Below are 24438 nucleotides of genomic sequence, written 5' to 3' on the forward strand. Positions count from 1 at the left end.
GGGATCCCGCCTATCTCCTCGTCAGCCGCCGCATGCAAACGCCGCCAGGCTGGCAGTTTTCTTAATGAAGAATTTTCCTGAGCAATGCTGAGCAGTTTTTAACAGACATTGGCTATGCTTAATGCATGGGTGGACAATTTTTCACCATGACTGAAATATTTCAAAAAATAAGCATAAAGAGCGAAATTCAGGTCGGCAGAGTAAAGATTGGTCAATAACCGACCGCAATCACGCTTTAGAGTCCGAATGCATTGCATGATGACCAAAACGGCCAAGGAATAATCAACAAGCCGTGCTTAGATCATGCTGTTAATCTAAGGAAGAAGACTATGCCTGTACTTCCCGATCGTGACGTGATTGATCAGATCATCTCCGGCCATTACGCCGATCCCTTCGCTCTGCTTGGCATGCATGCGACCGATAACGGTCTGCAGGTGCGCGCGCTGCTGCCGGACGCCGGCGCAGTCTGGTTGGTGGAACAGCAAACCGGCCGGCGGCTGGTGCAGCTGAACTGCGACGATCCGCGCGGTTTCTTCAGCGCGGTGGTGCCGCGGCGCAAAAATCCTTTCCGCTATCAGCTGCAGGTCAGCTGGCGCGATCATCAACAGATCGTCGACGATCCTTATCGGTTCGGCCCGCTGCTGCAGGATATCGACAGTTGGCTATTGGCTGAGGGTACGCATTTGCGCCCCTACGAACGGCTGGGCGCCCACCTCGTCACGCTGGATGGCATCGACGGCGTCAGCTTTGCGGTCTGGGCGCCCAACGCCCAGCGTGTTTCGGTGGTGGGGGAATTCAACTTCTGGGACGGCCGCCGCCACCCGATGCGTCTGCGGCGTGAAAACGGCATCTGGGAGCTGTTCTTGCCCGGCGTGCAGGCCGGCCAGCTGTACAAGTATGAAATCGTCGATTGCTACGGCAATACTCAGTTGAAAGCCGATCCTTACGCCTTCGAGGCGCAGATGCGCCCGGATACCGCCTCGCTGGTGGCGCCGCTGCCGGAGGTGGTGCCGTCGACGCCGGCGCGCCGCCGCGCCAACGATTTTGACCAGCCGATCGCCATCTACGAGGTGCATCTCGGCTCATGGCGCCGCCACACTGACAACCACTTCTGGCTCAGCTACGGCGAGCTGGCAGTGCAACTGATCGATTATGTGAAGGACATGGGATTCACCCATATCGAGCTGCTGCCGATCAACGAGCACCCGTTCGACGGCAGCTGGGGCTATCAGCCGCTGGGGCTGTATGCGCCGACCCGACGCTTCGGCACGCCGGCCGACTTCAGGGCGTTTGTGGCGGCGGCGCATGAAGCGGGCATCAACGTGATCCTCGACTGGGTGCCGGGGCATTTCCCCAGTGACGCCTACGGCCTGGCGAATTTCGATGGCACTGCACTTTACGAGTACGCCGATCCGCGCGAGGGCTACCATCAGGACTGGAATACGCTGATTTACAACTACGGCCGCCACGAGGTGCGCAACTACCTGGCGGGCAACGCGCTGTATTGGTTGGAGCGCTTCGGCATCGACGCGCTGCGGGTGGATGCGGTGGCGTCGATGATCTATCGCGATTACAGCCGCGCCGACGGCGAGTGGGTGCCGAATTACTACGGCGGCAACGAGAATCTGGAGGCCATCGCCTTCCTGCGTTATACCAACCAGACTATCGGCCAGGCGCAGCCGGGCGCGGTGACGCTGGCGGAGGAATCCACCGACTATCCCGGCGTCACCCTGCCGCCGGATGCCAACGGCCTGGGATTCCACTACAAATGGAACCTCGGCTGGATGCACGACACGCTCAATTACATGAAGTGCGATCCGGTGCACCGCAAGTATCACCACAACCAGATGACCTTCGGCATGCTGTACGCCTATACCGAGAACTTCGTGTTGCCTATCTCGCACGATGAAGTGGTGCACGGCAAAAAATCGATCCTCGACCGTATGCCGGGCGACGCCTGGCAGAAGTTCGCCAACCTGCGCGCCTATTACGGTTTTATGTGGGCGCATCCGGGTAAAAAGCTGCTGTTTATGGGCTGCGAATTTGCGCAGGGGTGCGAGTGGAATTTCGATACCAGCCTCGACTGGCATTTATTGGAAGGGCTGGATAACTGGCATAACGGCGTGCAACGGCTGGTGCGCGATCTGAACCATTGCTACCGGCAGCAGGCGCCGCTGTATGAGCGCGACTACTTCCCGGACGGCTTCGAGTGGCTGGTGGTCGACGATCACGACAACTCGGTGTTTGCCTTCGCACGCTACGATTCGCAGGGCAATGAGCTGATCGCCATCAGCAACTTTACCCCGGTGCCGCGCTATCGCTACCGCATCGGCATTTCCCGCGCCGGTGACTATCGCGAGATCCTCAATACCGATTCGCACCACTATCACGGCAGCAACGCCGGTAATCAGGGGCGGGTCTCTTCCGAAGCGGTCGGCAGCCATGGCCGCGATTTCTCTATCAGCGTGACGTTGCCGCCATTGTCGACCATTTACCTGCTGCGGGAGGCGCCATGACCGAGCTGACGGCCGGCCTCGCCGCGCCGCTGGGCGCGCAGTATGACGGCGAAGGCATCAACTTTACCCTGTACTCGGCGCACGCCGAACGGGTGGAGCTGTGCCTGTTCGACGGCCAGCAGCGCGAAGTGCGCCTGCCGCTGCCGGCGCGCAGCGGCGATATCTGGCATGGCTACTTGCCGGGCGGCAGGCCGGGGCAACGTTACGGTTACCGGGTCTACGGCCCGTTTGACCCGGCGAACGGGCAGCGCTTCAACCCCAACAAGCTGGCGCTCGATCCGGCCGCGCGCGCGGTGGAAGGGCCGGTGGCGGACCACCCGCACCTGCACGGCGGTTACGAGCAGCCGGACCCGCACGACAGCGCCGAGCTGATGCCGAAGTGCGTGGTGGTGGACGAACAGTATGACTGGCAGGACGATCGCCCGCCCGCCACGCCCTGGGGACAGACGGTGATTTACGAAGCGCACGTGCGCGGCCTGACGCTGCTGCACCCGCAGATCCCTCCGGCGCTGCGCGGCAGTTTCGCCGCGCTGGGGCACCCGGCGATGATTGCCCACTTCAAACGCCTCGGCATCACCGCGCTGGAACTGCTGCCGGTGCAGCAACATACCTCCGAACCGCGCCTGCAGCGGCTGGGGCTGATCAACTACTGGGGCTATAACGTGCTGGCGCCCTATGCGCCGGACAACCGCTACGCCAGCCTGAGCACCGATGCCACGCCGCTGAACGAATTCCGCGATGCGGTTAAGGCGCTGCACCAAGCCGGCATTGAGGTGATCCTCGACGTGGTGTTCAACCACAGCGCCGAGCTGGACAGGGATGGGCCGATGCTGTCGCTGAGCGGCATCGATAATCTGAGTTACTACTGGCTGACGCCCGAAGGGGACTATGTCAACGACACCGGCTGCGGCAACACGCTGCGGCTCGATCAGCCGCAGGGCGTAGCCTGGGTGATGGATTGCCTGCATTTTTGGGTGCGGGAGTGCCACGTCGACGGCTTCCGCTTCGATCTGGGCAGCGTGCTGGGCCGCACGCCGGGGTTCGATCGCGATGCGCCGCTGTTCCAGGCGATGCTGGCGGACGATCTGCTGTCGCGCTGCAAGCTGATCGCCGAACCCTGGGACGTTGGCCCCGGCGGCTATCAGGTGGGGGCATTTCCCGGCCGCTTCGCCGAATGGAACGATCATTACCGCGACGACATGCGCCGTTTCTGGCTGCAGAGCGGCGTGTCGCTCGGCCAGTTCGCCCGGCGTTTTGCCGCTTCCAGCGATCTGTACAACCAGCGCGGGCGGGCGCCTTACGCCACCGTCAACATGCTGACCGCGCATGACGGCTTTACCCTGCAAGACGTGGTCAGCTTCAACGAGAAACACAATCAGCCGAACGGTGAGGGCAACCGCGACGGCAGCGATCGCAATTTCAGCAACAACCACGGCGTGGAAGGCCTGGTCGCCGACGACGCCATTGTGCAACGCCGCAGGGCCAGCCAGCGGGCGATGCTCGCCACGCTGTTGCTGTCCCAGGGTACGCCGATGCTGCTGGCCGGCGATGAACAGGGACACAGCCAGCAGGGGAACAACAATGCCTATTGTCAGGACAACGCCACCACCTGGCTCGATTGGGCCACGGCGGATGACGCGCTGACCGATTACGTCGCGGCGCTGATCGCGCTGCGCCGCCAGATCCCCGCGCTGCAGCAGGACCGCTGGTGGCAGCAGGACGACGGCAGCGTGCAGTGGCTGAACGCGCAAGGCCAGCCGCTCGACGCGCAGCAGTGGGAGCGGGGCGAGCTGCTCATGCAGATCCTGCTGTCGCAGCGCTGGCTGTTGCTGGTCAACGCCACGCCGCAAACGACGGAGATGAGATTGCCGGAAGGCGATTGGCAGGTTGTCGCCCCGTTCACTCAGGAAGACTCACGGGCGGTATTGCCCGCCTGGCACCAGGCCGCGCGCTCGCTTTGCGTTCTGGTACGGAAATAATAAAAGGAGTCCGCTATGGTTAGGTTTGAAAATAAAGACCCCCTGATGTTGGCGCGCCAGTTGCCGATTAAATCCGTAGCGCTGATCCTGGCCGGCGGCCGCGGCTCACGTTTGAAAGATTTGACCTCCACCCGCGCCAAGCCCGCTGTCCACTTTGGCGGCAAATTCCGCATCATCGATTTCGCCTTGTCGAACTGCCTGAACTCCGGCATCCGCCGCATCGGCGTGATCACCCAATACCAGTCGCACACGCTGGTGCAGCACATTCAGCGCGGCTGGTCGTTCCTCAACGAGGAGATGAACGAGTTCGTCGATCTGCTGCCGGCCCAGCAGCGCCTCAGCACCGAGCATTGGTACAAGGGCACCGCCGACGCGGTGTACCAGAACCTGGATATCATCCGCCGCTACGAGGCCGAATACGTGGTGATCCTGGCGGGCGATCACATCTACAAGATGGATTACTCACGCATGCTGATCGATCACGTCGAGAAAGGCGCTCAGTGCACCGTGGCCTGCCTGCCGGTGCCGCGCAGCGAAGCCGGCGAATTCGGCGTGATGAAGGTGGATGAAAGCGACCGTATCATCGAGTTTCTGGAAAAGCCCGCCGATCCGCCGGCGATGCCGGGCAACCCGGATATGTCGCTGGCCAGCATGGGCATCTATATTTTTAATGCCGCTTATCTGTTCCAGCTGCTGGAAGAGGATATGTCGACCCCTGGCTCCAGCCACGATTTCGGCAAGGATCTGATCCCGAAAATCACCGCGCAGCAGGCGGCGTGGGCGCATCCGTTTACCTTGTCCTGCGTGACGTCCAACCCCGATCTGCCGCCGTACTGGCGCGACGTGGGCACGCTGGACGCCTATTGGCGCGCCAATCTCGATCTGGCGTCGGTGACGCCGGAGCTGGACATGTACGACCGCGCCTGGCCGATCCGCACCCACATGGAACCGCTGCCGCCGGCCAAGTTTGTGCAGGATCGCTCCGGCAGCCACGGCATGACCATGAACTCGCTGGTGTCCGGCGGTTGCATCGTGTCCGGATCGGTGGTGGTGCATTCGGTGCTGTTCCCGCGCGTGCGAGTGAACTCGTTCTGCACCATCGACTCTACCGTATTGTTGCCGGACGTGAACGTCGGCCGTTCCTGCCGCCTGCGGCGCTGCATCATCGACCGCGCCTGCCACATTCCTGAGGGCATGGTGATCGGGGAAAACGCCGATGAGGACAGCAAGCGTTTCTATCGCTCGGAAGGCGGCATCGTGCTGGTGACGCGCGAAATGTTGTCAAAATTGTGAGTTAACGTGGGGGGCAGAACGATAGCCTGCCGCCCGATGAACGGTTCGATGGCTTGCGCAACGCGGCACACATAACAGCGGCAAGCCTGCTTTATTTCTTATCCAGAGGCCTTCGGCCGACTTTCAGGAGTGATAATGCAGGTCTTACACGTATGTTCTGAAATGTTCCCCCTGCTGAAAACGGGCGGACTCGCAGACGTGGTTGGCGCGCTGCCGGCGGCGCAAATCGCCGAAGGCGCCGATGTTCGGGTGCTATTGCCCGCTTTTCCTGACGTACGCAACGGCATACCCGACACCGTGCTGGTGGCGGAAATCGACTCGTTCGCCGGTCGGGTTGGCCTGCGTTACGGCACCTACCATGGTGTGGGCATCTATCTCATCGATGCGCCCTGGCTGTATGACCGGCCGGGCAGCCCGTACCACGATCAGTCCATGTATGCCTACCCCGACAACCACCGCCGCTTTGCGCTGCTGGGCTGGATGGCCTGCGAGCTGGCCAAGGGGCTGGATCGCTACTGGCGTCCGCAGCTGGTGCACGCCCACGACTGGCATGCCGGCCTGAGCTGCGCCTATCTGGCTGCCAACGGCCATCCGGCGCGTTCGGTGTTCACGGTGCATAACCTGGCCTATCAAGGGCTGTTCTCCGCCCATCACGTGACCGAGCTGTGGCTGCCGGCGTCGTTTTACGATGTCTATGGCCTGGAATTCTACGGCCAGATGTCGTTCCTCAAGGCCGGGCTGTTTTATGCCGACCACGTGACCGCCGTCAGCCCGACCTATGCGCGCGAGATCACCCGGCCGGAGTTCGGCTACGGCATGGAGGGGCTGCTGCAGGAGCGGCAGCGGCAAGGCAGGTTGAGCGGCATCCTCAACGGCGTGGACGACAAGATTTGGGATCCGGCCCACGACCCGCGGCTGAGCGCCCGCTATGACGCCGACGATCTGAAAAGCAAGGTCAAAAACAAGCTGCATCTGCAAAAGGCCATGGGGCTGAAGGTGGACGAATCGCTGCCGGTGTTCGCGGTGGTGAGCCGATTGACCAGCCAGAAAGGCCTCGATCTGGTGCTGCAGGCGTTGCCCGAATTGCTGGCGCAGGGCGGGCAGCTGGCGCTGCTGGGCGCCGGCGACGCGGTGCTGCAGCAGGCATTTCTGGCCGCCGCCGCCGACTATCCTGAGCAGGTCGGCGTGCAGATCGGTTATCACGAATCCTTCTCCCACCGCATCATCGGCGGCGCCGACGTCATTCTGGTGCCGAGCCGCTTCGAGCCCTGCGGCCTGACGCAGCTCTACGGCCTGAAATACGGCACGCTGCCGCTGGTGCGCCGCACCGGCGGACTGGCGGACACGGTCGTGGACTGCGCGCTGGAGAACCTGGCCGACGGCACCGCCAGCGGATTCGTGTTCGACGATTGCGACGCCGTCGCGCTGGGCAACGCCATCCGCCGCGCCATGGTGCTGTGGAGCCGGCCGAAACATTGGCGCCACGTTCAGCGTCACGCCATGAGCGTGGACTTCGGCTGGCCGGTGGCGGCGAAAGAGTATCTGTCGCTTTATCAACGCTTGTAGCCCGCGTTTCGCGTCGCGAGTTGACGCGCGGCGGGCAGCCGTAAGGGTAGATTGTCGGGGCGCGGCGTGCCGCGTCCATGTTCAGCGGAGCCCGCTATTCCGCGGCGAATGGCGGGGCTCCCTACAAGGGATTAAAAAGCCATGACTTCACCGTTTAGTTACACCTCACCTACGGTCAGTGTGGAAGCGCTGAAACACTCCATCGCCTATAAGCTGATGTTTATCGTCGGCAAGGATCCGGCCATCGCCAACCGGCACGATTGGCTGAACGCCGTGCTGTTCGCGGTACGCGATCGCATGGTGGAGCGCTGGCTGCGTTCCAACCGCGCCCAGCTGTCTCAAGACGTGCGGCAGGTGTATTACCTGTCGATGGAGTTTCTGATCGGCCGCACCCTGTCAAACGCGCTGCTGTCGATGGGCATCTATCAGGATATCGACAACGCGCTGAACGAGATGGGGCTGAACCTGGCGGAGCTGCTGGAGGAAGAAAACGACCCCGGGCTCGGTAACGGCGGCCTGGGCCGGCTGGCGGCCTGCTTCCTTGACTCGCTGGCGACGCTGGCGCTGCCGGGGCGCGGCTACGGCATTCGTTATGAATACGGCATGTTCAAGCAGAACATCGTCAATGGCCAACAGATGGAGTCGCCGGACTACTGGCTGGAGTACGGCAATCCGTGGGAGTTTCCGCGCCATAACACCCGCTACAAGGTGCGCTTCGGCGGCCGCGTGCAGCAGGAGGGGGCCAAGGCGCGCTGGCTGGAGACCGAAGAGGTCGTGGCCATCGCCTACGATCAGGTGATCCCCGGTTTTGACACCGACGCCACCAACACGCTGCGGTTGTGGGGCGCGCAGGCCAGTAATGAGATCAACCTCGGCAAGTTCAACCAGGGCGATTACTTCGCGGCGGTGGAAGACAAAAATCACTCGGAGAACGTGTCGCGCGTGCTCTATCCGGACGATTCGACCTCGTCCGGGCGCGAGCTGCGGCTGCGGCAGGAGTATTTCCTGGTGTCGGCCACGGTGCAGGATATCCTCAACCGCCATTGGCTGATGCACAAAACCTTCGACAACCTGGCGGACAAGATCGCCATTCACCTCAACGACACCCACCCGGTATTGTCGATTCCGGAGCTGATGCACCGGCTGATCGACGAGCATAAATTCAAGTGGCTCGACGCCTGGGAAGTGGTGGAGCAGGTGTTCTCTTACACCAACCACACGCTGATGAGCGAGGCGCTGGAGACCTGGCCGCTGGATATGATTGGCCGCATCTTGCCGCGCCATCTGCAGCTGATTTTCGAAATCAACGATCACTTCCTCAAGATGGTGCAGGAAGTGGCGCCGGACGACAACGATCTGCTGGCGCGGGTCTCGATCATCGACGAAACCAACGGCCGCCGGGTGCGCATGGCGTGGCTGGCGGTGGTGGCCAGCCACAAGGTCAACGGCGTTTCCGCCCTGCATTCCGAACTGATGGTGCAGTCGCTGTTCGCCGACTTCGCCCGGCTATTCCCGACCCGTTTCTGCAACAAAACCAACGGGGTGACGCCGCGCCGTTGGCTGGCGCTGGCCAATCCGCCGCTGGCGGCGGTGCTGGACGACTGCATCGGTCAAACCTGGCGCACCGATCTCAGCCAACTGAGCGAGATCAAAACCAACGTCGATTACCCGAGCTTCCTGCAGGCGGTGCAGCGCGCCAAACGGCAGAACAAGGAGCGGCTGGCGCTGTACATTGCCAAAACGCTCAACGTGGTGGTCAACCCGGATGCGTTGTTCGATGTGCAAATCAAGCGCATCCACGAGTACAAACGGCAGCTGCTCAACGTGCTGCACGTCATCACGCTGTATAACCGTTTGCTGGCTGACCCTGACATCGAGCGCGTGCCGCGGGTGGTGATCTTCGCCGGCAAGGCGGCCTCAGCCTACTATGCCGCCAAGCAGATCATCCGTCTGATCAACGACGTGGCCAAAGTGATCAACAACGATCCGCGCGTGCATACCCAACTGAAGGTGGTGTTCATTCCGAACTACGGCGTCAGCCTGGCGCAGATCATTATCCCGGCGGCGGATCTGTCGGAACAGATCTCGCTGGCGGGCACCGAGGCCTCGGGCACCAGCAACATGAAGTTCGCGCTGAACGGCGCGCTGACCATCGGCACGCTGGACGGCGCCAACGTCGAGATGCGTGAGCACGTGGGGGAGGAGAATATCTTTATCTTCGGCAATACCGCCGAGCAGGTTGAGGAACTGCGCCGCAACGGTTACAACCCGCGCCAGTACTATGAGCAGGACCCGGAGCTGCATCAGGCGCTGACGCAGATCGCCACCGGGGTGTTCAGCCCGGAAGAGCCGAAACGCTATGGCAATTTGTTCGACTCGCTGGTCAACCTCGGCGATCACTATCAGCTGTTGGCGGATTACCGCAGCTATGTGGACACGCAGGACAAGGTGGACGAGGTCTATCTCAATCAGGACGAGTGGACGCGGCGCGCGGTGCTGAATATCGCCAATATGGGCTACTTCTCATCCGATCGCACCATTCAGGAATACGCGGATGAAATTTGGCACATTAAGCCGGTGAAGCTGTAAAGCGAGAGAGGAAAAAAGCAAAGGGCCGGATAACCGGCCCTTTTTCGTTACGCTGCAGCTCAGGAAGCCAGAGACAGCGCTTTCGTTTTCGCGTGTTCCGCCAGCCAGGCTTTCACTCGCGCCTGCTGCGCTTCGTCCAGCCACATGCCCAGCTTGGTGCGGCGCCAGATGGCGTCGTCCAGCTCTACGACCCACTCTTTCTCGGTCAGGTAGCGCAGCTCGGCTTCATACAGACCGTGGCCGAAATCTTCGCCCAGATCGGCGAGGCCGTTGGCGCCGGCCAGGATCAGCTCGCTCTGGCTGCCGTAGGTGCGGGCATAGCGGCGCGCCAGGGCTTCCGGCAGCCAGCCGTGCGCTCGGCGCAGTTTGGCCGCGTAGCCGTCGCGATCGCCGTCGATGTCACCGCCCGGCAGCGTGGCGTTTTTGGTCCACGCCGGGCCGCAGCCTGGGTAGTAGTGGGCCAGTTTTTCCATCGCATGTTCGGCCAGCTTGCGGTAGGTGGTCAGCTTGCCGCCGAAGACCGACAGCAGCGGCGCCTTGCCTTGCTCGTCGTGCACGTCCAGCGTGTAATCGCGGGTGATCGCCTGCGGTGAATCGGATTCGTCGTCGCACAGCGGACGCACGCCGGAGTAAGTCCAGACGATGTCGTCGCGGCCCAGCTGCTTCTTGAAGTGATCGTTGTACACTTTCAGCAGATAAGCGATTTCGTTCTCGTCGATCTTCACGTCTTTCGGATCGCCTTTGTACTCCACGTCGGTGGTGCCGATGATGGAGAATTCGTCATTCCACGGGATCACGAACACGATGCGGTGGTCTTCGTTCTGCAGAATGTAAGACTGCGGCTGATCGTGCACGCGCGGCACCACGATGTGGCTGCCTTTGATCAGGCGGATGCCGTAAGGCGATTTCAGCTTCAGGCCGTCGTCGAAGAAGTTTTTCACCCACGGGCCGGTGGCGTTCACCAGGCCTTTGGCGCGCCAGGTGAAGGTTTTGCCGCTGTCGATATCGACCGCTTCCACCATCCACAGGCCGTTTTCACGCCATGCGCGGGTCACTTTGGTGCGGGTGCGCACTTCGCCGCCGCGTTTTTCCACTTCCTGCGCGTTCAGCACCACCAGGCGAGCATCGTCGACCCAGCAGTCGGAATATTCGAAACCGCGCTTCAGTTCAGGCTTCAGCACCGACTCTGGTCCAAAGCGCAAACCCTTGCTGCCCGGCAGGCTGGTGCGTTTGCCCAGGTGATCGTACAGGAACAGGCCGATGCGGATCATCCAGGCCGGACGCAGGTGCGGCTGGTGCGGCAGGCGGAAACGCATCGGGAACGCGATGTGCGGCGCCAGCTTCAGCAGCACTTCACGCTCGGCCAGCGCTTCGCTCACCAGACGGAATTCGTAGTGTTCCAGGTAGCGCAGGCCACCGTGGATCAGTTTGGAACTGGCGGAAGACGTAGCACAGGCCAAGTCTTGCGCTTCCAGTAGCAGTACCGACAGCCCGCGCCCGGCAGCATCCGCCGCGATGCCGGCACCGTTGATGCCGCCACCGATAACGATCAAGTCTTTGGTTTCCACGTCATCTTCCTCCAGATGTTCGAAATAGCTCTTTCATGTTCGTTTTCGCTCATGATTGTAATCAAAAACCAACAAGCAAGCCAAGAGTTAACCAAACAAAAACATTTAGGCGTGATAGAGGTAACAGTTTGGTGATGATAGTCACATAAATAGGGTGGATATGGCGCGGGCGCGCAAACGGCTGTCGGTGAGGGGAGTCTGAAGGGATGAAACGGGGCGGCGGCGCGCCCCGCAGGTTAAGGCCGGATCAGCACAGCTCCAGCTGCACGTCGTACTGTTCGATGATTTTCATCACGCTCGGCGGCGGCAGTTGGTCGGTAAACAGGTAGTCGATCAGGTTCATGTTGCCCAGGTTGACCATGGCGTTGCGGCCGAATTTGGAATGGTCGGTCACCAGCATCACGCAGCGGGAATTTTCGATAATCGCGCGTTTGGTGCGCACTTCGTGATAGTCGAATTCGAGCAGCGAGCCGTCCATATCGATGCCGCTGATGCCGAGAATGCCGTAATCGAGACGGAATTGGGAGATGAAGTCCAGCGTGGCTTCGCCCATGATGCCGCCGTCGCGGGTACGCACTTCGCCGCCGGCCAGGATCAGGCGGAAGTCTTCCTTGGCGGTCAGCAGGGTGGCGACGTTAAGGTTGTTGGTGACCACGCGCAGGTTCTTGTGGTTCATCAGCGCATGAGCCACCGCCTCCGGCGTGGTGCCGATATCGATGAACAGCGTGGCGCCGTCCGGGATCTGGCTGGCGACGCGCTGCGCGATGCGGGCCTTCTCTTCCGACCACATCACCTTGCGATCGTTATAGGCAGCGTTGACCGAGCTGGAAGGCAGCGCCGCGCCGCCGTGGTGACGCTGGATCTTGTTCTGGTCTGCCAGGTCATTCAAATCGCGGCGAATCGTTTGCGGGCTGACGTCAAAATGTTCGACCAGCTCTTCCGTGCTGACGTAACCCTGCAGGCGCACCAGCTCGATAATTGCGTCATGACGCTGTGTTTGCTTCACGATAATCCCCTAAAACGCCCGCTATGCCCATTGGGGCATAGCTCCCGGCTGTTATTGTTCGTTGTGTGCGCGATGACGCGTATCCCAAAATGCCATCAATAACCCTAACACTAAACCGGCTATGTGTGCCGCGTTGGCGATCGACATTCCTAAAATATCGAAATATCCGGCCACCAGCCACAGCACCGAGAACACCATCAGGCCGCGCGGCAGCATCAGGCCGCGCTCCGGCGCCCGTTCGCCCGACAGCCACACATAGCCCATCAGCGCATAAACCACGCCCGACAGCCCGCCGAACAGCGCGCCGCTGAACAACGATTGCGCCCAGCCGCTGAAGAAGGCCGACACCACCGCCAGCACGAACAGCTTGCCGGCGCCGAGGCGTTTTTCCATCTGGCCGCCGAGATACCACCACCACATCAGGTTAAACAGGATATGCAGCAGGGAGAAATGCAGGAACGCATGGCTGACCCAGCGCCACAGCTGGGTGTATTGGCTGCTGTCCTGCGGCCAGGAGAGCCAGTACATCACGGTATCGTCGCCCAGCGCCTGCATCAGAATATAGACCGCGATGCACAGCACCATCACGCCGAGCGTCAGCGGCCCGGCCTTGCTGCGCAGGGTGTGCAGGTAGGATTCGCTCTGATAATGCAGGCCGGCGTCGGTATGGCCGGTCTGCCAGCTGGCGGCCTGATAACGGCGGTTGAGCGGATCGGCCAGAAACTGCTGCAGCTCGTGTTGCACCTGCTCGAGGTGACCGTCGTCGGCCAGCCAGATTTCCGCCGCCTCGCCGCTGTTGCGCAGCTCAAGTCGGATGCCCTGGGTCGCCATATAGTCGACAAAGGCCAGCGCCAGGCGCGGGTTGGATATGGCGATTACTCTAACCATTGCTCTTCCGTCGTAAGTGAATGATTTTGGCCGCGGCTTGCTCGCCGGCGACCCTGACGGCCGATTATAACGTCGAAATCCTGAGCGCTGGCAAACGGATCTGCGAAAAACCCGCGAAAACGCGCACAAAAACCAAGGGGAAGCCCGCCGACGCACGGCGGGCGGCGGGGATCAGGCAGAGGTTTCCACGTCTTGCGGATACTGACGGGCCCAGGCCTCGAAGCCGCCGTCGATGCTGTAGACCGCGTCGAACCCCTGGTGCAGCAGGTACTGCGCCGCGCTGCGGCTGCTGTTGCCGTGGTAGCACATCACCATCACCGGCCGCTCGAAGTCGTTTTGTTGCATAAAGGCCGACAGGGTGGCGTTGGTGAGGTGAAAGGCGCCCGGCGTATGCCCGGCTTCAAAACTTTGCGGATCGCGGATGTCGACCAGGGCGGCGCTGCCCTCTTTCCAGCGGGTGTACGCCTGCTCAACGTTGATCGCTTCGAACTGTTCCATACTGCTGACTGCCTCGTAATAGGGGGACGCCGCTATTGTAACCAACTCTGCGACGTTTAAGACCAGAGGGATATCAGGGTTTTTACGCGCCGTACCCCATCATTTTCAGCAGTTGCTGCGCCTGCTGCACCGCCTCCTGGCGATGAGCCACGCCCAGTTTCTGATACAGGTTGCGGATGTGCGTCTTGATGGTGGTGGCCGCCACATCCAGCTCACCGGCGATCTGGTCGTTGCTGTAACCGGAATAGATCAGCCCCAGCACCTGCCATTCGCGTTGGGTCAGCGGGCTGGTGCGGATCAGTTCCGGCACCTGCGGGTGGGTCAGCAGCTTATCGACGAAGTTCTCGTCAAAATGCGCGAACTTGTGCCGATGATGCTGGTTGATGTCGCGCAAGATGCGCTGGGCGCGATGCTGTTCCAGCTCCGGCAACGTGTTGAGCTGGATCAGCTGGCGCAGCTGCTGCGCCATCGCTTCGCCCTCGATGACGAAGTGGCTGATAAAACCGGTGCGATTGGCCAGCGACAGCGCTTCGATCAGCGCCTGCTGCGCTTCGCCCTTGCGCTCTTGCAGCCAATAGAGCTGGTTGCTGAGCAGCAGGTTGCGGTTGAGATCGCTCACCAGTCGCAAGCGGCGGGCGTTTTCGTTCAGTTCATCCAGCACCACGCCGGCCTCTTCATACTGGCCGAGCAGGAGCTGCACCCGCGCGATGTTGCGCCATTGGCCCTGCGTGAAGTGGTTGTCCGCCATGCCGGGTTTTTCGGTGTGGCGCAGCCACTGGGCGGCGGCGGCGGTGTCGCCGGTCATCTGCCAGTGGATCACCCGCGATTTGTCGGTGTTGGTCAGCCAGTCGCGATGATAGTGCGCGCCGTGCAGCAGGGTTTCGCAGCGCTGCAGGTGGGTGTTGGCGTTGTCCAGATCGCCGCGCGCCAGCGAGCATTTGGCCAGCATGGCGATACACTGCAACTGCTGCTGCGGTTGGTAGTTAGCCAGGATTTTCAGCCCGGCGCGCGCCGCGTCTTCCGCTTCGTCCAGCCGCGACCATGACCACAGGATCTGGGCGCGGATGCGCAGCAGGAACTCGTGCATCGGCAGCTGTTCCAGGTGCTGCTCGCGGATCAGTTCGAACGCCTTGTCCTGGGTTTCGTAAGCGGCCTGCAGGAAGCCTTGGGCGATAAGGATTTCGCTCTGCTGCAGCAGCGCCCAGAGCGCGTAATGGTTGGCCTGATGACGACGCGCCATCTGCTCGGTTTGCTGCATCATCGGCAGCGCGCGCGCCAGTTCGCCCTTGCAGTGGTGCACTTCGCCGGTCACCGAGGTGGCGACGATGCGACTGTAATAGCTCGACAGCGGCAGGAATTTCAACGCTTCGCTCGCCAGCCGCTCGGCTTCTTCCGGTTTGCCGGCGTTGATCGCCACCTGGGCGCGCAAGGCGTCAAACTCGGCGTGCAGCGTTTGGTCTATCTCAATTTTCTGCTCGCGCATGGTGCGCTCGGCGCGCTCCAGCAGGGTGTTGACCTCACTGTAGCGGTGCTGGCTCTGCGCCAGCCAGGCCTGCAGCAACGCCAGCTTGGGGTTTTGGATCAGGCGCTCATAAGGCAGCGCGTTGAGGCACTCCTCCAGCAAGGCCAGTTCGCTGTGGTGGAACAGCGACCAGGCGTGTTGCAGCAGGATATCGCGTAGCATGCTGACGTCGCTGGCCGCCAGCGCGTGGTGAATGGCCTCCGCCGGATACCCCAGCGCCAGCCAGCCCTCGGCGGCGGCGCGGTGCAATCCCGGCAGCTCCAGCGCCAGTTCCCACTGGCAGCGCTGGCGCAGGAAAGAGGCGAACAGCGGATGGAAGTTGAACCATTCGCCGGTGTCGTCCATGCGGTGGATAAACAGCCCCTGGCGCTCCAGCTCCTCCAGCCGTTGCTGGCCGTTGTCTTCGCCGGTCAGCCGCACGATCAGCGCGTCGTTCATCGAGCGCAACACCGAACAGCGCAGCAGGAAGGCGCGCGCATCGGCATCGACGTGATCCAGCACTTCGTCCACCAGATAGTCGGACAGGTGACTGGCGTTCAGCCCCGCCAGCCGCTTGGCCGACAGCTGAGCCGAGGAGGCGGATTGGCGAGCCGACAGCGCGATCAGCTGCAGCGCGGTGGCCCAGCCTTCGACTTCGTCGCACAGGCGGCTGCTGTCCTGCTGTTCCATCGGCGCCGCCAGGCGGCAATCGAAGAACTGTTTGGCTTCCTGATGGGTGAACGCCAGCTGCTGCGTGCCCATTTCCAGCAGCTGATCGCGCACCCGCAGGTTGGCGATGCCGAGCGGCGGCAGAGTGCGCGAGAGCAGGATCAGCGTCAGGTTTTCCGGCTGATGGCGCAGGAAAAAGCGCATGGCTTCATGGATGGCGTCGTTGGTGATCAGGTGGTAGTCGTCGATCACCAGGTACAGCGGCTGATGCCAGTCGGCCAGCTCGATAAACAGTTGGGCGAACAGCGCCGACAGGCTGGCGTACTGGTGTTTCTGGCTCAGCGCCTCGCTCTTGACGCAGCGGCCGCCGCTGGCCTGCTGCAGGGCGGCGATCAGGTAGCTGGCGAAGCGCTCCGGCTGGTTGTCGCTCTCATCCAGGGAATACCAGCCCAGATCGGCCTTGCCGGCCGCCCATTGGGCGATCAGCGTGGTTTTCCCGTATCCCGCCGGGCAATTGACCAGTGTCAGACGATAGTTGCCCGCGCTGGCCAGTTTGGCCAGCAGGCGATCGCGGATCACGGTATTTTGCAGCCGTACCGGGCGGCTCAGTTTTGATGGGATCAGCATAGTATTCCAGGGTATAAATCGCGGTTCCCGCCGGGATTGGAGTGGCGCTAATTATTTTATGGTTCGTAATTAATAGCTCCCCCTAACTTCTGCCAACCCTAAACGTATTGCAACAAGCTTCCGCATCGGCTTGGAGTTAAGTTGCTATCGATCACACTTTTTTACGTTTGGCGCCGGCGTGCGGCGATGCGGTGGCGGATCGCATTTCCGGCCATGGACAAAACTTCAGCAGCGCGAATACTTGTGCTAACGTCAGGGTTAACGTTCTCAGTGCTCGCCGCACGCGTTGGCGGGCTTTTTTGCATCGTTGCAAGGGAGTCAAACAGTGCCTGAGATCACAATTCCAGCTACGCCCCAATCCTCCTCCCCAGCTAATCCCCAGGCGGGATGATGCCGTCAGGCTTTCTCACCGGCACGATAGCGGCAATTTGACCCACTTACTGGATAGAGAGTTTTCCTTATGTCACAGCCTACGCTTAAGAAGGATGCTTTTCTGGCGGCGCTCGCCCGTCAATGGCAACGGTTCGGCCTCAGTTCCGCACAGCAGATGACGCAACATCAATGGTGGGAAGCCGTCAGTGCGGCGCTGGCCGAGCAGTTGGCCGCGCAGCCGGCGCCGCGCAAAAGCGCCAAACCGCTGCGCCACGTAAACTACATCTCGATGGAGTTTCTGATCGGCCGGCTGACGGCGAACAACCTGATCAACCTGGGCTGGTACGACACCGTCGAGCAGGCGCTGGCCGAGCAAAACGTCAAGCTGGCGGATCTGCTGGAGCAGGAAACCGATCCGGCGCTGGGCAACGGCGGGTTGGGGCGGCTGGCGGCCTGTTTCCTCGACTCGATGGCGACGGTGGAACAACCGGCCACCGGCTATGGGCTGAACTACCAGTACGGGCTGTTCCGTCAGTCGTTCCGCGATGGGCAACAGCAAGAGGCGCCGGATAACTGGCAACGCGAGAGCTATCCGTGGTTCCGTCACAACGCCGCGCTGGCGGTGGACGTGGGCATCGGCGGCAAGCTGGAAAAGCAGGCCGACGGCCGAGAACTGTGGCGCCCCGCCTTCACCCTGCGCGGCGAAGCCTGGGATTTGCCGGTGCTGGGGTATCGCAACGGCGTGGCGCAGCCGCTGCGCCTGTGGCAGGCGACCCATCAGCATCCGTTCAACCTGAGCGATTTCAACGACGGCAAGTTCCTGCAGGCGGAGAAGCAGGGCGTAGAAGCCGACAAGCTGACCAAGGTGCTCTACCCGAACGACAACCATCAAGCCGGCAAACGCCTGCGCCTGATGCAGCAGTATTTCCAGTGCGCCTGCTCGGTGGCGGACATTTTGCGCAAGCACCATCAGGCCGGCCGCAAGATTGAAGAGCTGCCGAAGTATGAAGTGATCCAGCTGAACGACACTCACCCGACCATCGCCATTCCGGAAATGCTGCGCATTCTGCTGGACGAGCACCAGTTGGAGTGGGAGGCGGCCTGGGCAATCACCAGCAACACCTTCGCCTATACCAACCACACCCTGATGCCGGAAGCGCTGGAGTGCTGGGATGAGAAATTGGTGCGCAACCTGCTGCCGCGCCATTTCTCCATCATCAAACAGATCAACGCCAGGTTCAAAAAGCTGGTGGATAAGCACTGGCCGGGCGACGAGGCGGTGTGGGCCAAACTGGCTGTACACCATGACAAGCAGGTGCGTATGGCCAACCTGTGCGTGGTCAGCGGCTTTGCGGTCAACGGCGTGGCGCAGCTGCATTCGGATCTGGTGGTGAAAGATCTGTTCCCGGAATACCACCAGCTGTGGCCGAATAAATTCCATAACGTCACCAACGGCATCACGCCGCGCCGCTGGCTGAAACAGTGCAACCCGGCGCTGTCGGGCCTGATCGATGAGACGCTGAAGGTGGAGTGGGCGAACGATCTCGACGCGCTGCGCGGGCTGGAAAAATTCGCTGACGACGCGGCGTTCCGCCAGCGTTATCAGCAGATCAAACGCGACAACAAGGTGGCGCTGGCCCAGTACGTGCACGGCGTGATGGGGTTGACGCTCGACCCGGACGCGATCTTCGACGTGCAGATCAAACGCCTGCACGAGTACAAACGCCAGCACCTGAACCTGCTGCATATCCTGTCGCTGTATCGCCAGCTGCGCGACAACCCGAACCTGGACATCGTGCCGCGCGTGTTCCTGTTCGGCGCCAAGGCGGCACCGGGTTACTACCTGGCGAAGAACATCATCTACGCCATTAACCAGGCGGCCGAGAAGATCAACAACGATCCGCTGGTGAAGGATCGCCTGAAAGTGGCGTTCATCCCTGACTACCGTGTGTCGGTAGCCGAATTGATGATCCCGGCGGCGGATATCTCCGAACAGATCTCCACCGCCGGCAAAGAGGCCTCCGGCACTGGCAACATGAAGCTGGCGTTGAACGGCGCGCTGACGGTCGGCACGCTGGACGGCGCCAACGTCGAAATCGCCGAGCAGGTGGGCGAAGACAATATCTTTATCTTCGGCAATACCGTGGAGCAGGTGAAGGCGATAGTGGCGAAGGGTTACGATCCGCTCAGCTACCGCAAGAAAGACAAGCACCTGAAGGCGATTCTGGACGAGCTGGCGAGCGGCGCTTTCAGCCACGGCGACAAGCACGCGTTCGACATGATGCTGCACAGCCTGCTGGAAGGCGGCGATCCCTACCTGGTGCTGGCGGACTTTGCCTCGTACTGCCAGGCGCAGCGCCGGGTCGACGAGCTGTATCGCGATCGGGACGAATGGACGCGGCGGACTATCCTTAACACCGCGCGCGTCGGCATGTTCAGCTCGGATCGCTCGATCCGCGATTATCAGCAGCGTATCTGGCAAGCCAAACGTTAAGGAGAGCGAATGGATCGCAAGCGTATCGATCAGGCGGCAGCGCAGGCGGGGATCGCTGCCGATTTTATCAATGCCCACGGCAAGCGGCAGGCGATTGAACCGGAGACCAAGCGCAAGCTGTTGGCGGCCATGAATCGGGCCGATGGCGCGCAGGAAGGCGCGGCATCACCGTTACCGGCGGTCAAGGTGTTCTATCAGGGCGCGCCGCTGGCGTTGACCCCGGCGGGTGAAGGCGAGTACCTGTGGGCGCTGCAGCGTGAAGACGGCGAATGCCTGCAGGGGCGCGTCGGCGCGCGCAAGACCCTGACGCTGCCCGGCGATCTGCCGATGGGGTACCACCAATTGACGCTGAGCCAGGGCGAGCAGCAGTGGCCATGCCGAGTGATCGTCGCGCCGAGACGCTGCTTCGAGCCGGACGCCTTGCTGACCGGCAAGAAACTGTGGGGCGCCTGCGTTCAGCTGTATACGCTGCGTTCCGATCGCAACTGGGGCATCGGCGATTTCGGCGATCTGCGCCTGATGGTGGAGCAGGTGGGGGAACGCGGCGGTGCCTTCGTCGGCCTCAATCCGATCCATGCGCTGTATCCGGCCAACCCGGAGAGCGCCAGCCCCTACAGCCCCTCATCGCGCCGCTGGCTGAATCTGGCGTATATCGACGTCAATGCGGTAGAGGATTTCCAGCGCAGCGACGCGGCGCAGCGCTGGTGGCAGAAGCCGGCGACGCAGAAGCAGCTGGCCAAGGCGCGCGCCGCGGAGTGGGTGGACTACACCGCCGTGATGCAGCTGAAGCTGGCGGCGCTGAAGCTGGCGTTCCCGCTGTTTCAGGCGCGCCAGCCGAACGACGCGCAGCGTCAGGCGTTCGAGCAGTTCGTGGCTGAGGGGGGCGACAGCCTGTATCAGCAGGCGGCGTTTGATGCGCTGCATGCCCATCTGGCGGCCAAAGACGCCAGCCAGTGGGGCTGGCCGGCCTGGCCCGAGCGCTATCGGCAGGGGCAGAGCGACGCGGTGCGGCAGTTCTGCGCCGAACATCAGGACGCGGTCCGCTTTTACCTGTGGCTGCAATGGCTGGCGGCCACCCAGTTCGCGCAGTGTTTTGACCAGAGCAGGCAGCAGCAGATGCCGATTGGCCTGTATCGCGATCTGGCGGTCGGGGTGGCGGAAGGCGGGGCGGAAACCTGGTGTGACCGTGAGCTGTACTGCCTGAAAGCGTCGGTCGGGGCGCCGCCGGATATTCTGGGGCCGCTGGGGCAAAACTGGGGCCTGCCGCCGATGGATCCGCACGTGATGGCGGCGCGCGGGTATCAGCCGTTCATCGATCTTTTGCGCGCCAACATGACCAGCTGCGGCGCGCTGCGCATCGATCACGTCATGGCGCTGCTGCGGCTGTGGTGGATCCCGTATGGCGAAACCGCCGATCGCGGCGCCTATGTCAAATACCCGGTGGACGATCTGCTGGCGGTGCTGGCGCTGGAAAGCCAGCGCCACCGTTGCATGGTGATCGGCGAGGATCTCGGCACGGTGCCGGTGGAGATCGTCGGCAAGCTGCGCGACAGCGGCGTCTACTCCTACAAAGTGCTCTATTTCGAAAGCGACGGCGAGCACCATTTCCGCGCGCCGCAGGCCTATCCGGTGCAGGCGATGGCGACCATCACCACCCACGATCTGCCGACGCTGCGCGGCTATTGGCAAAGCGACGATCTGACGCTCGGCAATCGGCTGGGCCTTTACCCGGATGCGGAGATCCTGCAGGCGCTGTTCGCCGATCGGGAACGCGCCAAACAGGGGTTGCTGGACGGATTGCATCGCTATGGCTGCGTGCCGCAGAAGGTGGGCAAGAAGGCGGCGCTGCTCGGCATGAGCCCGCTGCTCAACCGCGGCCTGCAGCGCTATGTCGCCGACAGCGCCAGCGCCTTGCTCGGCCTGCAGCCGGAAGACTGGCTGGATATGGCGGATCCGGTCAACATTCCCGGCACCAGCGATCAGTACCCTAACTGGCGGCGCAAGCTGACCCAGACGCTGGAGGAGATGTTCGCCGACCCGCACATAAACCGGCTGCTGAAGGATTTGGACAAGCGGCGCCGCAAGGTGTCGGTGGGGTGAAAACGACAATGCCGGAACGGGTTCCCCCTTCCGGCATTGTGTTATCTACCGTGGCGCGAACGCCGGGTATCAGTAGTAAGAGTGCTCGCCGCGCTGGTGCTCGGTCAAATCACGCACGCCTTTCAGCTCCGGGAATTTCTGCAGCAGCTCTTTCTCAATGCCTTCTTTCAGCGTGACGTCCACCATCGAACAGCCGTTGCAACCGCCGCCGAACTGCAGAATAGCCATGTTGTCGTCGGTGATCTCCATCAGCGTTACGCGGCCGCCGTGGCCCGCCAGCTGCGGGTTGATCTGCGACTGCAGCACGTATTCCACGCGCTCCATCAGCGGTGCGTCGTCATCGACCTTGCGCATCTTGGCGTTCGGCGCCTTCAGCGTCAGCTGAGAACCCAGCTGGTCGGTCACGAAGTCGATTTCGGCGTCTTCCAGATACGGCGCGCTCAGCTCATCAACATAGGCGGACAGTTTGTCGAACTTCAGTTCGGTATCCGTCGCTTCTACCGCGTCCGGCGGGCAATAAGAGACACCGCATTCGGCCGTCGGCGTGCCCGGGTTGATCACGAATACGCGGATTTGGGTGCCTTCTTCTTGATTTGCCAGCAGTTTGGCAAAGTGTTCCTGTGCAGCATCTGTTATACGGATCATAGCATTAGCTCAATAGTTGACTTCTATAGTCGGTTATAATACGCCCATTGCCGTGGCACTACAACGTGCGGCAAACGCACCATATCTGCACCGAAGCGGCGCCTTGCCGCCGCAGCAGCGCCGCGATCGCCGCGACGGTGCTGCCGGTGGTCACCACGTCATCCACCAGGGCGATATGCCGGCCGGCGACCGGCACGGTACAGGCGAACGCGCGCTGCAGATTGCGTCTGCGGGCAGGGGCGCTCAGCCGCTGTTGCAGGGCGGTTTTGCGCACCCGGCGCAAGGCGGCGGGCCGATAGGCGCAGCCCAGCCAGCGCGCCAGCGGCCGGGCCAGCAGATCGCTCTGATTATAGCCACGGCGCCAGCAGCGTGATGCATGCAAGGGTACCGCTAAAATCAGGTCGGGTCTGTTCAGATACTGCTCTCTTCGCGCCTGCTGCCACCGCAGCAGCATCAGGCGCGCCAGCGTCGGCGCCAGCTCGGGCGCGCGGTGGAACTTGAACCTTTTTACCAGTTGGCTGAGCGGCGCAACGTAGTCGCCGACGAACACCAGCCGCTGCCAGGGCGGCGGCCGTTGCAGGCAGCGGCCGCAGGGCATTTGCGTCTCGCCGGCGGGCAATCCGCAGCGCGGGCAACACGGAGGGTTGACCGGCAGATGGCGCAGGCAGCAACTGCAGATGCCATGACGCACCAGGCTCAACGGCTGTCGGCATAGCCAACAGCGGCTGCGGATTGATAGCATAGGGCCTCCGACACGGATAAGCATGAAAGGACAGTAACCAATGACAGCGCTGTACTGGCAAACAATAGGCGAAGGCGAACGCGATCTTGTGCTGCTGCACGGCTGGGGATTGAACGCCGAAGTGTGGAGTTGCATCCAGGCGCGACTGACGCCGCATTTTCGCCTGCATCTGGTCGATCTGCCGGGATACGGCCGCAGCCAGGGGTTCGGCGCCCTGTCGCTGGAGCAGATGACGGATATCGTGCTGGCGGCCGCCCCGCCGCAGGCCTGGTGGCTTGGCTGGTCGCTCGGCGGGCTGGTGGCCAGCCAGGCGGCGCTGATGCAGCCCGGGCGGGTCAAGGGGCTTATCACCGTGGCCTCCTCGCCGTGTTTTGCCGCTCGCGATGCGTGGCCGGGGATCCGCCCGGACGTGCTGAGCGGTTTCCAGCATCAGCTGAGCCTGGATTTCCAACGCACCGTCGAGCGTTTTCTGGCGCTGCAAACGCTGGGCACCGAGAGCGCGCGTCAGGATGCGCGCCAGCTGAAAGCGGTGGTGCTTAACCAGCCGACGCCGAGCGTCGAGGTGTTGAACGGCGGGCTGGAGATCCTGCGCACCGCCGATCTGCGCGCGCCGCTGGCGGAGTTGAATCTGCCGCTGCTGCGGATTTACGGCTATCTGGACGGGTTAGTGCCGCGCAAGGTCGCCGAGCTGCTCGATGCCGCCTGGCCGAACTCCACGTCGCAGATCGTGGCCAAAGCCGCCCATGCGCCGTTTATCTCTCATCCCGATGAATTTGTGACGATGATCGAAGCGTTTATTGCAGCACATTGAATGCAGCGGGAAAACGCACGATAGAGCGCGAAAAAAAACGCCGCCGGGTGGATAAAAGACAAAGCTGTTCGATACTTAGTGAGTCAATGCGTTGGCTGCAAAATGAAAAGACCGCGTGCGGCGCTTTTCATTTTGGCGTTTCGTCTCTGGGAAACGGGCCCCGTCAGGGAAAGCAACGAGGCCTGAGGATGTCGCGGCAGCCTGCGGTACTACGCATGGATTTTTGACGGCTTTCATAACAGATAAATTATCCATTGAGAGGTTAGTGTCATGAAATCATTGAAGATGATTATTGCAGCGGCAGTGCTGGGTTCGGTGTCTTTCGGCTCCATGGCGGCAACCCTGCTGACCAAGGAAGATCTGGATAAGAACCCGGGTAAATACGAGAAGATCGGCACCGTCACCACGACGGCGGAAACCACGTCACCGATGGACGCCAAGGAAGAGCTGTCCAAACTGGCTGACGAAAAGGGCGGTCAATACTACGTGATCCTGGCAGGCCGCGAACACGGTAAATTCAGCGCCATCGCCGAAGTTTACAAAGACAAACAATAAGCCTTGAACGGTAATGGGG

The 24438-nt window shown here is 61.9% G+C and carries 16 protein-coding genes; 9 read left to right on the forward strand and 7 right to left on the reverse strand.

Translation table 11 applies throughout. From position 1 onward, the window contains the following. The first annotated feature begins 329 nt into the window (after nucleotides 1-329). From glgB to glgP, 5 genes are all read left to right on the forward strand, one after another. Nucleotides 330-2516: a 1,4-alpha-glucan branching enzyme gene (gene glgB / locus ACMGF7_RS09160; RefSeq protein ID WP_197800642.1), complete on the forward strand. Its 2187-nt coding sequence runs from the start codon at nucleotides 330-332 to the stop codon at nucleotides 2514-2516. Beyond that, nucleotides 2513-4495, forward strand: coding sequence for a glycogen debranching protein GlgX (glgX, locus tag ACMGF7_RS09165; protein ID WP_049240502.1), 1983 nt, complete (start codon nucleotides 2513-2515; stop codon nucleotides 4493-4495). Before glgB ends, glgX begins: the two co-directional genes overlap by 4 nt. A 15-nt stretch (nucleotides 4496-4510) precedes the next feature. Further along, entirely contained in the window at nucleotides 4511-5788 is a 1278-nt protein-coding gene (gene glgC / locus ACMGF7_RS09170) for a glucose-1-phosphate adenylyltransferase (RefSeq protein WP_004930810.1), read from the forward strand. 135 nt (nucleotides 5789-5923) lie between these two features. Further along, nucleotides 5924-7354, forward strand: coding sequence for a glycogen synthase GlgA (gene glgA / locus ACMGF7_RS09175; RefSeq protein ID WP_033645308.1), 1431 nt, complete (start codon nucleotides 5924-5926; stop codon nucleotides 7352-7354). A 141-nt stretch (nucleotides 7355-7495) separates the two neighbouring features. Continuing rightward, complete coding sequence (gene glgP / locus ACMGF7_RS09180; protein ID WP_049240503.1) at nucleotides 7496-9943, forward strand: glycogen phosphorylase; 2448 nt, start codon at nucleotides 7496-7498, stop codon at nucleotides 9941-9943. 59 nt (nucleotides 9944-10002) lie between these two features. On the opposite strand, the gene glpD is transcribed toward glgP, so the two are convergent. From glpD to malT, 5 genes are all read right to left on the reverse strand, one after another. Further along, nucleotides 10003-11511, reverse strand: coding sequence for a glycerol-3-phosphate dehydrogenase (gene glpD / locus ACMGF7_RS09185; RefSeq protein WP_004930801.1), 1509 nt, complete (start codon nucleotides 11509-11511; stop codon nucleotides 10003-10005). Between the two features lie 247 nt (nucleotides 11512-11758). Next, entirely contained in the window at nucleotides 11759-12517 is a 759-nt protein-coding gene (locus tag ACMGF7_RS09190) for a DeoR/GlpR family transcriptional regulator (protein ID WP_004930797.1), read from the reverse strand. Between the two features lie 51 nt (nucleotides 12518-12568). Further along, nucleotides 12569-13405, reverse strand: a complete 837-nt coding sequence (gene glpG, locus ACMGF7_RS09195; RefSeq protein ID WP_015379321.1) for a rhomboid family intramembrane serine protease GlpG — start codon at nucleotides 13403-13405, stop codon at nucleotides 12569-12571. 171 nt (nucleotides 13406-13576) lie between these two features. Continuing rightward, the gene (glpE, locus tag ACMGF7_RS09200) at nucleotides 13577-13903 is read right to left on the reverse strand and encodes a thiosulfate sulfurtransferase GlpE (protein ID WP_004930790.1); all 327 of its coding nucleotides are present in this window, start codon (nucleotides 13901-13903) and stop codon (nucleotides 13577-13579) included. Between the two features lie 82 nt (nucleotides 13904-13985). Beyond that, complete coding sequence (gene malT, locus ACMGF7_RS09205) at nucleotides 13986-16700, reverse strand: HTH-type transcriptional regulator MalT (RefSeq protein WP_049240504.1); 2715 nt, start codon at nucleotides 16698-16700, stop codon at nucleotides 13986-13988. A 460-nt stretch (nucleotides 16701-17160) separates the two neighbouring features. On the opposite strand from malT, the gene malP reads away from it, so the two are divergent. Beyond that, on the forward strand, nucleotides 17161-19566 hold the full coding sequence (gene malP, locus ACMGF7_RS09210) for a maltodextrin phosphorylase (RefSeq protein WP_049240506.1): 2406 nt from the start codon (nucleotides 17161-17163) through the stop codon (nucleotides 19564-19566). A 9-nt stretch (nucleotides 19567-19575) separates the two neighbouring features. After that, nucleotides 19576-21666, forward strand: a complete 2091-nt coding sequence (malQ, locus tag ACMGF7_RS09215; protein ID WP_164095734.1) for a 4-alpha-glucanotransferase — start codon at nucleotides 19576-19578, stop codon at nucleotides 21664-21666. A 69-nt stretch (nucleotides 21667-21735) separates the two neighbouring features. On the opposite strand, the gene nfuA is transcribed toward malQ, so the two are convergent. Continuing rightward, nucleotides 21736-22311: a Fe-S biogenesis protein NfuA gene (nfuA, locus tag ACMGF7_RS09220; protein WP_004930777.1), complete on the reverse strand. Its 576-nt coding sequence runs from the start codon at nucleotides 22309-22311 to the stop codon at nucleotides 21736-21738. Between the two features lie 58 nt (nucleotides 22312-22369). Beyond that, on the reverse strand, nucleotides 22370-23053 hold the full coding sequence (gene gntX, locus ACMGF7_RS09225) for a DNA utilization protein GntX (protein ID WP_103086222.1): 684 nt from the start codon (nucleotides 23051-23053) through the stop codon (nucleotides 22370-22372). 40 nt (nucleotides 23054-23093) lie between these two features. On the opposite strand from gntX, the gene bioH reads away from it, so the two are divergent. Both bioH and ACMGF7_RS09235 read left to right on the forward strand, forming a co-directional pair. Next, nucleotides 23094-23864, forward strand: a complete 771-nt coding sequence (gene bioH, locus ACMGF7_RS09230) for a pimeloyl-ACP methyl ester esterase BioH (protein ID WP_004930771.1) — start codon at nucleotides 23094-23096, stop codon at nucleotides 23862-23864. Nucleotides 23865-24134: 270 nt separating this feature from the next. Then, nucleotides 24135-24419 (forward strand): YdgH/BhsA/McbA-like domain containing protein, encoded by a 285-nt coding sequence (locus ACMGF7_RS09235; protein WP_004930765.1) that lies wholly within the window; start codon nucleotides 24135-24137, stop codon nucleotides 24417-24419. Nucleotides 24420-24438 lie beyond the last annotated feature (19 nt).

Source organism: Serratia sp. BNK-17 (assembly GCF_048684935.1).
GTDB classification, from domain to species: domain Bacteria; phylum Pseudomonadota; class Gammaproteobacteria; order Enterobacterales; family Enterobacteriaceae; genus Serratia; species Serratia nematodiphila.

Coding starts and splice junctions, on each gene's coding strand:
- ACMGF7_RS09235 (WP_004930765.1), top strand. CDS start 24,135: ATGAAATCATTGAAGATGATTATTGCAGCGGCAGTGCTGGGTTCGGTG.
- malT (WP_049240504.1), bottom strand. CDS start 16,700: ATGCTGATCCCATCAAAACTGAGCCGCCCGGTACGGCTGCAAAATACC.
- glpG (WP_015379321.1), bottom strand. CDS start 13,405: ATGGTTAGAGTAATCGCCATATCCAACCCGCGCCTGGCGCTGGCCTTT.
- glgX (WP_049240502.1), top strand. CDS start 2,513: ATGACCGAGCTGACGGCCGGCCTCGCCGCGCCGCTGGGCGCGCAGTAT.
- bioH (WP_004930771.1), top strand. CDS start 23,094: ATGACAGCGCTGTACTGGCAAACAATAGGCGAAGGCGAACGCGATCTT.
- glpE (WP_004930790.1), bottom strand. CDS start 13,903: ATGGAACAGTTCGAAGCGATCAACGTTGAGCAGGCGTACACCCGCTGG.
- malP (WP_049240506.1), top strand. CDS start 17,161: ATGTCACAGCCTACGCTTAAGAAGGATGCTTTTCTGGCGGCGCTCGCC.
- glgP (WP_049240503.1), top strand. CDS start 7,496: ATGACTTCACCGTTTAGTTACACCTCACCTACGGTCAGTGTGGAAGCG.
- gntX (WP_103086222.1), bottom strand. CDS start 23,053: ATGCTATCAATCCGCAGCCGCTGTTGGCTATGCCGACAGCCGTTGAGC.
- glgC (WP_004930810.1), top strand. CDS start 4,511: ATGGTTAGGTTTGAAAATAAAGACCCCCTGATGTTGGCGCGCCAGTTG.
- glgB (WP_197800642.1), top strand. CDS start 330: ATGCCTGTACTTCCCGATCGTGACGTGATTGATCAGATCATCTCCGGC.
- nfuA (WP_004930777.1), bottom strand. CDS start 22,311: ATGATCCGTATAACAGATGCTGCACAGGAACACTTTGCCAAACTGCTG.
- malQ (WP_164095734.1), top strand. CDS start 19,576: ATGGATCGCAAGCGTATCGATCAGGCGGCAGCGCAGGCGGGGATCGCT.
- glgA (WP_033645308.1), top strand. CDS start 5,924: ATGCAGGTCTTACACGTATGTTCTGAAATGTTCCCCCTGCTGAAAACG.